A 13,313-nucleotide genomic window follows, 5' to 3' on the forward strand; every position below is an offset into this window, starting at 1 on the left:
TGGTCCGGTCGCGGTGACGACGGTTCGCGGCGTGGTCCCGAGGCGCCGCGGCTGGGGGCCGACCGGCAGCGGATCGTCAGCCGGGCCAACCGGGTGCTGCCCGACAACCGGAGTGGCCGGCGCGCTGACGCTTTCCTAGAGCCGGGCGTCGAGGCGCTGCCCGAGCTTCCCGACTCGCGGCCCGAGCCGCGGCGGCGGTCCGAGCCGCCGACGTCGAGCCGCCTCGCGGCGCCACAGCAACCCGCCCGGCCGAGGCGACCGGCCGCGGGGCCCGGCAACGCCGTACCCCCGTTGCCCTCTGCTCCCGAACGTGGTGCGGAGGTCGCGCCGCGGACGGAGCGGGCGCCCGACCGACCGGGCGCGCAGTTGCCGATCGTGCGCGAGCCCGCGCAGCCGCCCCGCCGCAAGGAGAAGGAGCGCCGCGAGCCGGCGAAGAAGCCGGTCACGGTCAAGCCGCCGGCGATCAAGTTCGGCGACCGCGACCCGAGCATCGGGCTGGCCATCACCGAGATCGCGGGCCATCTGACGTTCACGCCCAACACGGTGACCGCGTGGTACTGGCTGCCCGAGGTGCGCTGGGCCTTCCGGCCCGACGCCGAACGCGAGGCGCTGCTCTCCGCGATCTCCGAGCAATATGCCGGTCTTGCCGGCTTCCGGCTGCACCTGCGCCGCACCACCCGGCCGTTCCCGGCCGACGAGTGGGCCCGCACCGTCGACGCGCACACGCCGGCGCCGCTGGCCAGCGTCCCGGGCGCGGTCTCCTGGGCCGATCACCTGGTCGCGGCGCAACGCCACCTGCTGTCCGTCAACCACGCCGAGGGGCAGACCTATCTGGGTGTGACCTTCGCCCGGCGGTCGCTCGGCAACACGCTCACCGAGCGGGTGCTGCGCAGCTTCGGCCGCGGGGTCGCCGAGGGTGAGCGGCGCAAGCTCGGCCGCACCGTCGAGCAGTTCGACGAGGTGCTCGGCGCGTTCGGCATGCGCGGCCGCCGGGTCACCCCGACCGAGCTCGAGTGGTTGCTCTACCGCTCGGTCGCGCTGTGCATGGAGCCGCCGCGCACGCTGTCGCCGGTCTCCAACGGCCAGTGGGAACGCGGCGACCTGCTCGGGCTGACCGAGCAGATCGAGCGCTACCGCACTCCCTACGGTTCGACGGTCAAGCTGGTCAACCGGATGACCGGCGAGGAGCGACACGTCGCGATCCTGGCCGTCGGCCGGATGGAGCCGCTGGAGATCCCGGAGCGGCACGAGCCGTGGATGCATTTCCACGAGCGGTTGCCCTGGCCGATGGAGATCTCGTCGCGGGTCGACGTGCTCGGCTCCGGTGACTCGTTCCGCAACCTGGAGCACCGGCTCAGGATGATCCGGTCGCAGCAGCTCGACTACGCCGAGCACGGCATCGACGCCCCGCCCGAGCTGGAGCGACTCGCCAAGCGGGCGCTGGTGATCGGCGACGAGATGACCACCGGCATGCCGGTCGAGTCGGCCCGCGCGCACGGCTGGCACCGCATCGCGGTCGGCGGCCGCACCCGCGACGAGTGCCTCGAGCGGGCCCGCCGGCTGATCCAGCTCTACTCACGCGAGCTACGCATCTCCCTGCAACACCCGAAGAACCAGGATTGGCTCGCCCGCGAGTTCATCCCTGGCGAGCCGATCGCCAACACGGGCTACATCCGCCGGATGCCGGTCAAGCTGCTCGCGGCGGCGTTGCCGCAAGCCGCGTCAACGGTCGGCGACCGGCGCGGCGACCTGATCGGCCGCACCGCCGGCACCTGCCGCCGGCCGGTCTTCCTGGACCTGCACTTCCCGATGGAAGTACGCGAGCGCTCGGGCCTCGCGGTCTTCGTCGCCGAGCCCGGCGGTGGCAAGTCGACCCTGCTGGGCGCCCTGGGCTACCTGGCGGCGCGGCGTGGCGTGCAGGTGACCCTGCTCGACCCGTCCGGCCCGCTGGCCCGGCTGTGCGCGATGCCGGAGCTGCGCCCGTTCTCCCGGGTGCTCAACCTGACCGGTTCAGAGGCCGGCACGCTGGCGCCGTACGCCCTGATCCCGACGCCCCTGCGCACCGAGTTCTCCTTGGGCGCGCCGGGCGACCGGGAGTACGAGATCGCCGTCTCCAACTCCCGGGCCGAGCGCCGGATGCTGGTGCAGGACATCTGCATGATGCTCGTCCCACCGCAGGTCGCCCGCCAGGCGTCGACAGCGACCCTGCTGCGCCACGCGGTGCGCCAGGTCCCGGCGGAGGAGACGTCGACCCTCGACGACGTGGTCGCGTGCCTGGCCGCGATGGACGACGACGACGGCAAGGAACTGGCCAACCTGCTGCTCGACACGGCCGAAATGCCGCTGGCCCTGCTGTTCTTCGGCCGCCCACCCGAGCACCTGCTCGGCTCCGACGCCGCCCTGACGGTCATCACGATGGCCGGCCTACGCCTCCCCGACCTCAAAATCGAGCGCGAATACTGGTCGGCCGAGGAAGCATTGGCGCTGCCAATGCTGCACACCGCACACCGCCTGGCCGTACGCCGCTGCTACGGCGGTTCCATGTCGCAGCGCAAGCTGGTCGGCCTGGACGAGGCCCACTTCATGGAGGGTTGGCGGTCGGGCAGGTCTTTCCTGGTCCGCCTGGCCCGCGACTCCCGCAAGTGGAACCTGGCCGCACTGGTCGCGTCGCAGAACCCACGCGACATCCTCGGCCTCGACGTGCAAAACCTGGTCTCGACGGTCTTCGTAGGCCGCATAGCCGAAGACCAGGAAATCGCATCGGAGGCGTTGCGCCTGTTGCGCGTCCCAGTCAACGACGGCTACGAGGCAACGTTGGCGTCCCTCTCCAACATCGACACCTCATCCGCCACCCGCCTGGGCTTCCGCGAGTTCGTCATGCGCGACGTAGACGGCCGGGTCCAAAAGATTCGCGTAGACGTCTCCTACGTAGACGGCCTGCTGGACCACCTGGACACCACACCAGCGGCGGCCACAACGCCGTCCATCCTGCCGCCAAGCCCCCCCGCCGACCTGGAGGAATGAGATGCCTCGGGCGCGAGCACGGGTAACTTCTCTGATCCTCACCCTGCTGGTGGCGGCGCTGGCCACCATCAGCTGGCCCGCCCTCGGCGCGGCCGCGTCCCCGGTGCCCACCAAAGCTCCGGGGGACGTGTGCTCCATCGAGCAGTGGGAAGCCAACTTCAAAGCCTGCGTCGACAAGCTCCCAGACGTTGTTAGCAGTCGCGCCACGTGCCTGAATCCGCCGACACCCAGCGCGCCTGACTCAGGCCTCGCGGGTTGGTTCGCCGATCGGCCTGACGCCTCGAACCGGTCCGGCGTTCCCGGCATGTACAGCGACTACGGGTACGCCGGGTACAGCTACACGACGTACGACGTCGAGGGCGGATGCGCGTCGACCGTGCTCCACCCCGACTACCGGTTCCTGACGACGGTCGCGAACGGCGAGTTCATGATCGCCACCGCCGTGATCGGCGCGTCCAACGCCGTGCGAGAACGAGCTTGGGACCCAGAAACGATGTGGGGCTGGGCCGATCCCCTCGTCGACCAGGCAACCAAGGCTGTCTACACCAAGGTATTCACGGTATTCGGCGTCGTCACACTCGCGGTAGTTGGCCTGTACCTCCTCTGGCGTTCACGCCAGAGCGACATGAGCAACGCCATGACCACCGCAGGATGGGCGCTTCTCGTGATGGTCGCGGTGACTGCCCTTGCCGCGTGGCCGGTGAAGTCAGCGAACGTTGCAGACGGCACCCTCGTCAGCGTGTTAGGCGTGGTCCACGATGCCGTGGGTCCGCGACCGAAGGATGCTCCGGCCGGGCAGTGCCAGCTTGGCGACCCAGAGGCGTGTAAGGACAGTCGACCCCCCGCCGTCCGAGCAAGCGACACCGTCACCGAGACGATGCTCTACCGCAACTGGCTCCGCGGTGTGCTTGGTTCCGCCGATAGCGACGTAGCAAAAAAATATGGGCTTGCCCTGTACGACGCTAAGTCGCTGGGTTGGGAAGAAGCAGCACGCGCGAGAAGCAATCCGGCTGATCGGGAAGAGATCAACGCCCAGAAGAACCGCCAATGGGAGAAGGTCGCTGAGCAGATCAAGGCCGAAGATCCAGAGGCATATGAATATCTTCAGGGAAGCAAGGACATGGAGAGGGTCGGCGCCGGCTTTATCGCGCTGCTGGCCGCAATCCTCTTCTCACTCTTCGACCTGACTGCCTCGTTACTGGTGCTACTCGGCTTCCTGATCTTCAGGTGGGCCGTGATCGCGGCGCCGATCCTAGGAACTGTCGGGTTGATGCGCCCCGCCAGCGCCGGTCTCCGGCGACTTGGCAACGCGGTGGTCGCGGCCGTCTTCAATATCGCGATCTTCGGCACCGGCGCTGCGATCTACCTATTCGCTGTCGACCTCATCATGAATACGGCGACCCTTCCCGGATGGCTTCAGGTTGTCTTGGTCTGGCTCTGCGGCGTGGTCGGCTGGCTTCTGCTCCGGCCATACCGACGGATCACCCAACTCGGCGGGAAGGACAGCACGGCTGCCATCACATCGGCGGGCTCGTGGCACCGCAGGTTCTTCAGAGACATGCGCGAAGCAGCAAAGCTTGATGTCGCCCAGCCCGGCGGCACAGCTGAGCCAAAGTTCGCAAAGCGTGGCGGCGTTGTCGCCGAAGGAACTTCCCTCCGACCGGAGGCACGGCTCGAGGATCCGAGCCACGCCGTGCCTAGCGGCAGCGAGCGCGTGAGGCCTGAGGAACGATCCGACGTGCCCGTGCCGGCAACGACCTCCAACGGTGGCACGCAGGTGCGAACACGCCGACCGGCACGTTGGGTCGAGCCAGACGTCCCAGAGACTGCGCCCGCGAGCTACGCCATCTACCGCCCAGAGTCCACCAAGGACGCACCGCCTGCGCCGACCCCGCCACGGATCCGGTCCGAGGCGAGGTGACCAGGTGCGTCGGGTACTCCAACTCCTCGGTACCTCAGCTCTCCGGTCCCGCCTCGGGATCGCAGTGGTTCTCGCAATTGTGATCTTCGGAGTCGTCGGAGTAGCCCGAGTGTTCTCCGACCCGGACCGAGCTTCGCACGTGGGCGTCATCCCTGTGGAAACCTCAACATCCGCAGCGAGCGTCGAGCCGGACGACGATGGCGTCGTCGAACCTGAGTCGACGACTCCGACTGCGGTGGATCCGGGACCGAGTCTCAAGTCAGGCGCAGCGAGGCCCCAGACCGTGGCCGAAGCGTTCGCAACCGCGTGGCTCGATCGGGAGGCTTCGGCAGAGGCCTGGTATTCGGCGTTGCGGCCGCACGTCACTTCGCAACTGGCAGCAAAGCTGAAAGACGTCGACCCCGTCGTCGTCCCGGCTGAGCGGTTGACTGGTGCGGCAACCGTCGCGCCGCAGGGCAGCGGACTGGTCGAAGTCTCGTACCCGGTTGACTCCGGAACGTTGTTGCTTCGTCTTGTCGTCGTCGATGGCCGGTGGTTGGTTGATGGCGTCGACTGGGAGCGCGCATGACGCTACTTGGAGAAAAGGACGGCGCTGGTCAACCCCGCCGCCCGCGGCGGGTAGCGCTGCTCATCGCGGCCACGGTTACGCTGGCTCTACTCTGCTGCGGGGGAGGTACCGCTGCTTTCTTCTTCGACGGGCTGAGTACGGACGATCAGGCGCTGTCAACGTACGGATGTGGCGCCGCGGGACCCCTTCCCCCCAACGGGAAGTTGCCGCGGGTCGGCGCCTACGGAGAGACCCAGATCCGTAACGCCGCGATCATTGTCAACGTCGGCGCCAAGATGAAGGTACCGCCCAAAGGCTGGGTGATCGCGGTCGCGACAGCAATGCAGGAGTCGGCGCTGAACAACCTGGGCGACCTCGGCAACCGCAACGACCATGACTCGCTAGGCCTGTTCCAACAGCGGCCTAGTCAAGGTTGGGGAACACCGAAACAGGTGCGAGACCCGGAATACGCGAGCCGCAAGTTCTACGAAAAGCTGCTGAAGGTCCCGGGTTGGGAGCGACTGGCGTTGACCGACGCTGCACAAAAGGTACAGCGAAGTGCGTTCCCGGACGCCTATGCAAAGCACGAGTCGGACGCGGCGGAGATCGTGAACCTATTGGCCGACGGTGCGGCCCGCGCGACCGGCGGAAACGCCACGTTGGCTTGTGCCACGATGGGTGACATCGCGGCATCCGGCTGGACCGCGCCGGTCAAGGCAGGCGTGGTCTCCGGTTTCCGCACCCCAGAACGACCCGACCACCAAGGCGTCGATCTTGGCGCCTCGCGTGGCGACGACATCCTGGCAGCCGCCGCAGGCGTTGTCATCGTCTCTCGCTGCGACAACGACAGCCAACCGCCCTACCGCTGCGATCGCGATGGTTCTCCGTCGACACCCGGCTGCGGTTGGTACGTCGACATCATGCACGCCGACAACGTGATGACCCGCTACTGCCACATGTTGTACCGCCCAAAGGTTCGCGTTGGTCAGACAGTCGCTGCCGGCCAGCCGATCGGCATCGTCGGGACGAGCGGTCACTCGTCAGGTCCGCACCTACACTTTGAAGTGCACCTGAACGGTGACCGCAGCAGTTCGGGTGCTACCAATCCATTGCCGTTCATGCGAGACAAGGGCGCGCCAGTGGGCACCGGCGCCTAGTGCCGACCATCGGCGTGCGGACCGGAGACCACGGATGAGCCGCGAGCCGATGCCTGATCCGTTCGCCGATCAACCAGACTGGGCACCGCGACCGCCGAGGCCTGTGGTGCCGTCGCCAGCTGCGACTATGGTCGACCTGCGGGGGCGACGGTTGATTGTGGGCTTCCCTGGCGCCGGCTGGCGCGGAGACTTGCGCGCTGACGACCGAATCGTTCAGGGCAGCCGCACATACGTCCCAGCGATCCCTGAGCAGGAGTGGTACCGGGCTGAATCTGAGCAGATCGAGGTATTCGCACCGCTCGTGCCAGTCGACCGAGTCTGGGTGGAGACGCTCGGAAGCACCGACTCGCCCGCCGCGGGACACCGCGACGTGATATCTCGACTGGTTTCCCTGGACGCGCCCGCGACCCGGTTGCCGGTGCCCGCAGTGGACGTCGACGCGCTGTCTGGGCGACGAGTAGTCCAGGTGATCGACGGTGTTGAGCGACGCGACCTGCGCGCGGTTACAGAGGTGCATACCAACGCGGATGGCGACATCTGCGTACGGCTGGCAACAGAGTTGGAGTGGTATCGATGGGCCTGGAGCGGTCAGGCACCCAAGACCCTCGAAGTCCCAGTTCATCTCCTCTGGATCGAGTAGTTAGCTAACGCGTTGGGCACCGCAGACGCGCCAACCGCCGTTCTCATCCACCAGAGTGAACTTCCAGGTCTGAACCGACCGCTCCGCCCCCGCGATGCTGCGGGTGACCTCGGTCGAAACCTCGCGGCCGGAGCCCACTTCGTTGATCGTCATAGGGCCCCATACGACCGCGATCGTGATGTCGAAGCTTCGTTCGCGCATCTCGATGTCCTGCCTGAAGGCGCGCATCGGCTCAAGACCTTGGTCTGCCGCACAGGTGAAGAGTGCAGCCTTCTCGTCGTCCCGGTCGACAAGGTAGGCCCGCAGGTAGTTCGAGACGGCCACGTCGGGATTCTCGCGGTCGATGGCGGTTGCTTCGTCGTAGAGGTTGATGCCTACGCCGACCCCGCCCAGGCAGAGGAGTGTCAGGACCCCTGCGACCACCATCAGGAGGAGGCGCAGCGGGCGGGTGCTTCGCACGACCGGGTTCGTGCGTGCGGGGGATACGGCATCCACATGCCGAGGTTAGCCGTACGGCACGCGGTGGGGAGCGTGGGACATTCTGGCGCGCTGCTATACGGTCACTCCGGGAGGTGAGCGGTGTGTCCAGGGCGCAGGCGCGAGCACTAGAGGCCGCCGCGCTGCACCGCCAGGCCGCTGCGGCTGTCGATGCTGCCGATGGGGCGCTTGCCGGGGTTCGGGCGCCGGTCGCCGACGAGCGGGCGCAGCACGAGCTTGCCGAGCAGATGCGGGTCGCCGCCAGTGTGCTTACTCCCGGGTGGCTCGGTGGGCAGCTTGACGCCCGGTTCGAAGACACGCCGCTCGGTGGGCATGGGGTGCCCGCCTTCGTGCGCATCGGCACCGCGCAACCGCTCGACGACGCGCGATTTCCGGCGATCGTTCCGCTGCTGGGCGCCGGGCATCTGACGATCGACGCCGACGCGCGGGATCCGCGGGTCGCGGGGCTGTTGCGGGCGACCCTGTTGCGGCTGCTCGCCGCCGCCGCGCCGGGATCGTTGCTGGTCCGCGCCGTTGACGCCGGTGGCGGGATGCTCTTCGCGCCCTTCGCCGCCCTTGCCGATGCCGGGTTGATGCCGCCACCGGCCACGGATCGCACCGCCCTCCGCGCGACACTCGCCGAGGCCGAGCAGTGGGTACGCCCGGCCCGGCCTGCCGCTGCCCGGCACAACCGCCGGGAGCGCACGCTTCTGCTGGTCATCGCCTCGTTGCCCGAGTTGACCGAGAGCGCCGACCTGGCCCGGATCAGTGCCCTCGCACAGGTCGGGCCCGACGCCGGCCTGCATCTCATCGTCGCCGGTTGGCCGCCGCCGCCGTTGACTCTGGAGACAACCCAGCAACCACTGCCGCGGGCCACCCGCATCGCGTTGCGCAACCCCCACGCCCTGGTCAGCGATCCGCCGGGAGCCAGCTTCGCCAAGCCGCCGAATGTCGGGCTCAACGCGCCGGTATTCCTCGACGACGATCCGCCGCCGCATCTGTTCGAGCGGGTGTGTGCCGAGCTCGGGTCGCGGTTCGCCGCCAGCGCCCGGCTCGCCCTGGCCGACCTGCTGCCCGGCGACCCCGCCGACATCTGGGCCCACGACTCCGCGGCGGGCCTGGCCACCGTGGTCGGGCACGACGGTGACCGGCCGGTCAACCTGCAGTTCAACGACCTGACTCCACACTGGATGGTCGGTGGGCGGTCCGGTGCGGGCAAGACCGCCTTCCTGATCAACGTGCTCTACGGGCTGGCCACCCGCTACGGGCCCGACGAGATGACCCTCTACCTGCTCGACTTCAAAGAGGGCATCTCGTTCGCCGAGTTTGTCCCGACCGAGCGCGACCGCACCTGGCTGCCCCACGCGCGGGCGGTCGGCGTCGAGTCCGACCGGGAGTACGGGCTGGCCGTCCTCCGCGAGCTCGACGCCGAGATGGGCCGCCGCTCGATCGCCTACAAGAAGGCCGGCGTCACCCGCTTCACCGACCTGCGCGAAACCCAACGCCTGCCGCGCATCGTCTGCGTCGTCGACGAGTTCCAGGTGCTGCTGGCCGGCGGCGACCGGGCCGCGACCGAGGCGGTCACCCTGCTGGAGTCGCTGGCGCGCAAAGGCCGCTCGTACGGCATCCATCTGGTCCTGGCCAGTCAGACCGTGCTCGGCGTCGAAGCGCTCTATGCCAAGCGCGACTCGATCTTCGGTCAGTTCCCGGTGCGGGTCGCATTGCCGGGCGGCGGCGACGTGCTCGAGCCGACCAACGACGCGGCCGCCGGGTTGCCGCTCGGTGCCGCGGTGGTCAACACCGCCGGTGGCCTGGGCGGCCCCCGCGGCGCGACCCGCGGCCACGAGCGGTTGATCCGCTTCCCGGACCCGCACGGCGACCGATCCGCGCTGGTCAAGCTCCGTCATTCGCTCTGGGAACGCCGCCGGGCCGACGCCGCACCACCCAAGGTCTTCGCCGGGTACGCGCATCAGCACCTCAACGACGACCCCACCTTCCGGGCCGCGCTGGCCGGGCGTATCACCCGCCCGGCGGCCCTGGTCGGCCGGCACATCGACGTGCCGCTGTCGACGGCGACGTTCCCGCTCGACACTGCGCCCGGCCGGCACCTGGCGGTGATCGGGCCGAGCGCGACCGGCGCCGGCGTGCTCGACGCCGCCGCTCGAGGCGTTGCCGCGCACCACCCTCCGCGCACCGCCCGCTTCGTGATCGCGTCACTCGTTGCCGAAGGTGACGAGGTTGCCGCAACACTGGCCCGCGACCTCGCCGAGCACCAGGAGGTCGAGCTGGTCACCGCGGCCGGGCTCGCCGACGCGTTGACCATCGACCGCCCCGGCTACATGGTCGTGTTCGGCATGGACGCGATGGCCGGCGGCGCGTTGCCGCCCGACCGGCTTCGCCTGGTGTTGCGCACCGGTCCCGGCCGCGGCGTGCACCTGCTGTCGTGGTGGCGCGGCCTGCGCCGGTTCACCGACGAGGTCGGCCCGGGCGCCCGCGAAGACGTCGCCGGCCTGGTCTTCCTCAACGTCCCGGCGTCCGACGTGAGCCTGCTGCTCAGCCGCCCGGTCGACTGGCAGCCGCGGGAGAACCGGGCCCTGCTGCACGACCGGCACACCGACCGCACCTCGGTCATCGTCCCGTTCGTCCGTCCCGAGGCCGACCGATGACACCTCACGACCACCCGACCAACGGCACCCCGTTCACCGTGCCCGACCAGCCGACGCCCGTGCCGGTTCCGGTCGGACCAGCCACGCCCGCCGTACCCCAGCAGTCGTCCTACGGTCACAAGCGTGACGACCCCGCCGCCGCGTGGGACGCCTACTGCGCCGCGGCCCAACGCCTCGACACGGTCAGGCGCGGTGCCGCCACGGCAGCCGGCGAGCAGGCCCAGGTGGTCCGCGCCGCCCGCGACGAACTGGCCGCGGTCCGCGCCCGGCTGTTGCCGCAACAGGCGCGGTTGCGCGAGGCCGGCGTACCCGAAACCGAGCTGCACCCGACCCCCACCGACGCCGCGGCGGCCGATCGGGCCGTGGCCGGCGGGCCGTCGGCGGTCCTGGCCGCGTTGCAGCAGGCCCGTTCGACCGCCGACCGCGCCGACGCGGCACTGCTCGGGGCGCCCGGCGCCGCACTGAGCCAGGGCCCGCCGGTCCGCACATGGTTGCGCAACATGCTGGTCTACGCCCCGTTCGCGGCCGCGGTCCTGGCGGTGCAGATCGCCCTGTTGGTGACCGCCGGCGGCACGCCGATGTCGATCTACTCGCTCGGCTGCGGCCTGACCCTGCCCCTGGCCGCGCTCGCGTTCGCGTGGGTCACGATCGGCGCCGCGTTCCCGGCACCCGACGGCAAGGTCGACCGCACTCTCGGCATCGGTGCGATCGTCTGCTTCGCGCCCGTCCTGATCACACTCATCGGCACGGCCGTGCTGGCCGTCACGGGGTAGGTGACCGCATGCCAAACGTCGAAGAGGTCAAACTCAACCTGGCCGCGTCGGTTGACCAGACGCAACACGCGCTGGCAACGTTGCGCGGCGTGGCGGACTCGTTCGACGAGGCGCTGACCCGCCTCCGGATGACCGCGATCGGCTCGCTGCACCCGTCGATCGTCGACGCCATCACCCACCTCGAACAGGCCCGCGCCCGCCTCGACGAGGCACAGGCGCTGGCGAGCAGCGCGATCAGTTCGGCCGACAGCTATCGAACTGTGGTCTGAAAATCTGGTCCCGGGTCCGTCGGGGGAACGACCGTCGCTCCCGCCGGACCGCTCGCTTCGCTTCGCTGCCAGGTCCGCGACACACAATCCAAAAGACAACGGACCACCGCGGCGCATAAGGTGCCCTGGTGAACCTCTTCGTTGTCTCGCCACCGCCCGCCCGGTAACGACCGTCGTTACCTGACCCCGGCTCGTGCCTCTTTCCCGAGCCCGGGTTCTCTCGCGGGCGCCCGGGCGGCGACGACAACGGAGTTCCAACGTGAATGTGCGATCCAACCTGCCCGTGGGGCGGGGAATCTTCTATATCCTGACGGCCGCGGTCGCCTGGGGCACCGGCGGCGCCGCGGCCTCCCTGCTCTATGCCGACAACGGCATGGGCCCGCTCGCGGTGTCCTTCTGGCGGTTCGTCGGTGGGGCCGTGTTACTCGGCGTCGGCCACCTGGTCCTGCGCCCGCGCTCGGCCCAGCGCTGTCGCTGGCGGCACGTGGTGATCACCGGGGTTGGCCTGGCGGTCTATCAGACGGCCTATTTCGCCGCGGTCGGCTACGCCGGGCTCGCAGTCGCGACGGTGGTGACGCTCGGGTTAGGCCCGATCTTCATCGCTGTCGGGTCGCATTTCGCCCTGGGCGAGCCCTTGGGCCGCGGCGGTGCGGCCGCGGTCGGGTTGGCGACGCTTGGCTTGATCCTGCTGGTGGCCGGTGGTGGTGCGACCGCCGGCTCCGCGCCGGCGCTGGGGCTGGCGTGCGCGTTGCTGTCGGCAACCGGGTACGCGGTGGTCACGCTGCTCACCCGCCGGATCGGTCGCGATGGTGCGAGCGGAGGGTCCACGCTCCCGGCCAGTTTCATCGTCGGCATGGTGTGCCTGTTCGCGCTGGCGTTGGCTGAGGGTCTCCTGCCGACCTCGGGTGACGGGGGCACAGCGTTCGGCCTACTCGCGTACCTGGCGGCCGGACCCACCGCGTTGGCTTATGCGTTGTTCTTCGCCGGGTTGGCGGTCGTCCGCGCGACCACGGCGTCGATCGTGGCCCTCATCGAGCCGGTGACCGCCGCGGTGATCGCGGTGCTCTGGCTCGACGAGCAACTGACACTCGCGGCGGCCGTCGGATCGACCCTGCTGGTCGGTGCGGTCCTGGCCCTGACCTGGTACGAACGCCGCACACCCCAGTCGGCAGTGATGGTCGAGGCGGAATCCACGGTTAGCGGATCGGGGCGGTCGGCGGTACCCCTCTAGGGCTCGCTGGCCTCTACTCCTGACAGGGCCTGCGGCTGGCAGGCCGGGTCGGGATCGTCATACCTGTTCGCCGTGGTCGCAGGCGGTCGCGGCCGGGCCACCTATCAACGGCGGTGCGCGGGCTGTACCGAAAGGCTGGCCAGACGCCAAAGCGGTGGGTGGCAGAGTCCCATCCAGGCGTGCCGTCGTAGCCAGACCCCGACCCGTCCCCCGCTCCCAGTCAGGCGGCCGGCGGCCGCCAGCGTGCGTGAAGCGGGCATAACTGCGACACCCGGCCCTGCAACCTGCTGGAAGTCGAGCGGGTTGCGGGGTCGCGTCGCCGCAGAAACCGCCGACGACGGGGACCAACACAATGGGGGATGCCGGCGGCACGATCGGTCTCGACCCGAGGGAGCACGGCTCGTTCGACGACTGCGTCGCCGCATTGGCGACAAACGCCGTCGGGGCACGCGGGCAGTAATGCTAGGGAAATACAACTAGGGCCACCTCTAAAGAGGTGGCCCTAGTAGAAGATGTCCGGCGGTGTCCTACTCTCCCACACCCTCCCGGGTGCAGTACCATCGGCGCTGGAGGGCTTAGCTTCCGGGTTCGGAATGTTACCGGGCGTT

The 13,313-nt window shown here is 69.3% G+C and carries 10 protein-coding genes, 1 rRNA gene and 1 pseudogene; 9 read left to right on the plus strand and 3 right to left on the minus strand.

Annotation, left to right across the window (positions count from 1 at the left end):
• Positions 1-62: 62 nt before the first annotated feature.
• From AB0J74_RS06785 to AB0J74_RS06805, 5 genes and pseudogenes are all read left to right on the plus strand, one after another.
• Positions 63-3,024 (plus strand): annotated as a pseudogene (locus tag AB0J74_RS06785) (ATP-binding protein); the annotation flags it as partial.
• Position 3,025: 1 nt separating this feature from the next.
• Entirely contained in the window at positions 3,026-4,945 is a 1,920-nt protein-coding gene (locus AB0J74_RS06790; protein WP_363445407.1) for an MFS transporter, read from the plus strand.
• Positions 4,946-5,228: 283 nt separating this feature from the next.
• Positions 5,229-5,513 carry a hypothetical protein gene (locus AB0J74_RS06795; RefSeq protein WP_363445409.1) on the plus strand — a complete coding sequence of 95 codons (285 nt, stop codon included), beginning with the start codon at positions 5,229-5,231 and terminating at the stop codon, positions 5,511-5,513.
• The gene (locus AB0J74_RS06800) at positions 5,510-6,649 is read left to right on the plus strand and encodes a M23 family metallopeptidase (RefSeq protein ID WP_363445411.1); all 1,140 of its coding nucleotides are present in this window, start codon (positions 5,510-5,512) and stop codon (positions 6,647-6,649) included. The genes AB0J74_RS06795 and AB0J74_RS06800 overlap by 4 nt, the downstream gene beginning before the upstream one ends.
• Positions 6,650-6,683: 34 nt before the next feature.
• On the plus strand, positions 6,684-7,289 hold the full coding sequence (locus tag AB0J74_RS06805; RefSeq protein ID WP_363445413.1) for a hypothetical protein: 606 nt from the start codon (positions 6,684-6,686) through the stop codon (positions 7,287-7,289).
• Here the strand turns inward: AB0J74_RS06805 and AB0J74_RS06810 are convergent, their stop codons facing one another.
• Together AB0J74_RS06810 and AB0J74_RS06815 are read right to left on the minus strand one after the other, a co-directional pair.
• Positions 7,290-7,784, minus strand: a complete 495-nt coding sequence (locus AB0J74_RS06810) for a hypothetical protein (protein ID WP_363445415.1) — start codon at positions 7,782-7,784, stop codon at positions 7,290-7,292.
• A 110-nt stretch (positions 7,785-7,894) separates the two neighbouring features.
• Positions 7,895-8,101 carry a hypothetical protein gene (locus AB0J74_RS06815; RefSeq protein ID WP_363445417.1) on the minus strand — a complete coding sequence of 69 codons (207 nt, stop codon included), beginning with the start codon at positions 8,099-8,101 and terminating at the stop codon, positions 7,895-7,897.
• A 3-nt stretch (positions 8,102-8,104) separates the two neighbouring features.
• On the opposite strand from AB0J74_RS06815, the gene AB0J74_RS06820 reads away from it, so the two are divergent.
• The 4 genes from AB0J74_RS06820 (at position 8,105) to AB0J74_RS06835 (ending at position 12,705) form a co-directional block, all read left to right on the plus strand.
• Entirely contained in the window at positions 8,105-10,432 is a 2,328-nt protein-coding gene (locus AB0J74_RS06820; protein ID WP_363445419.1) for an FtsK/SpoIIIE domain-containing protein, read from the plus strand.
• Positions 10,429-11,205, plus strand: a complete 777-nt coding sequence (locus AB0J74_RS06825; protein ID WP_363445421.1) for a hypothetical protein — start codon at positions 10,429-10,431, stop codon at positions 11,203-11,205. Before AB0J74_RS06820 ends, AB0J74_RS06825 begins: the two co-directional genes overlap by 4 nt.
• 8 nt (positions 11,206-11,213) lie before the next feature.
• Positions 11,214-11,474 carry a hypothetical protein gene (locus tag AB0J74_RS06830; RefSeq protein WP_363445423.1) on the plus strand — a complete coding sequence of 87 codons (261 nt, stop codon included), beginning with the start codon at positions 11,214-11,216 and terminating at the stop codon, positions 11,472-11,474.
• Positions 11,475-11,733: 259 nt separating this feature from the next.
• On the plus strand, positions 11,734-12,705 hold the full coding sequence (locus AB0J74_RS06835; RefSeq protein WP_363445425.1) for a DMT family transporter: 972 nt from the start codon (positions 11,734-11,736) through the stop codon (positions 12,703-12,705).
• A 514-nt stretch (positions 12,706-13,219) separates the two neighbouring features.
• Here AB0J74_RS06835 and rrf read toward each other — a convergent pair.
• Positions 13,220-13,313, minus strand: a 5S ribosomal RNA gene (rrf, locus tag AB0J74_RS06840); the annotation flags it as partial.

Source organism: Asanoa sp. NPDC049573, from assembly GCF_040676615.1.
Classification (GTDB): Bacteria; Actinomycetota; Actinomycetes; order Mycobacteriales; family Micromonosporaceae; genus Asanoa.

Excerpts from the sequence above, each read along its gene's own strand:
- AB0J74_RS06790 (WP_363445407.1), top strand. The coding sequence starts at position 3,026 with ATGCCTCGGGCGCGAGCACGGGTAACTTCTCTGATCCTCACCCTGCTG.
- AB0J74_RS06800 (WP_363445411.1), top strand. The coding sequence starts at position 5,510 with ATGACGCTACTTGGAGAAAAGGACGGCGCTGGTCAACCCCGCCGCCCG.
- AB0J74_RS06805 (WP_363445413.1), top strand. The coding sequence starts at position 6,684 with ATGAGCCGCGAGCCGATGCCTGATCCGTTCGCCGATCAACCAGACTGG.
- AB0J74_RS06815 (WP_363445417.1), bottom strand. The coding sequence starts at position 8,101 with ATGCCCACCGAGCGGCGTGTCTTCGAACCGGGCGTCAAGCTGCCCACC.
- AB0J74_RS06825 (WP_363445421.1), top strand. The coding sequence starts at position 10,429 with ATGACACCTCACGACCACCCGACCAACGGCACCCCGTTCACCGTGCCC.
- AB0J74_RS06830 (WP_363445423.1), top strand. The coding sequence starts at position 11,214 with ATGCCAAACGTCGAAGAGGTCAAACTCAACCTGGCCGCGTCGGTTGAC.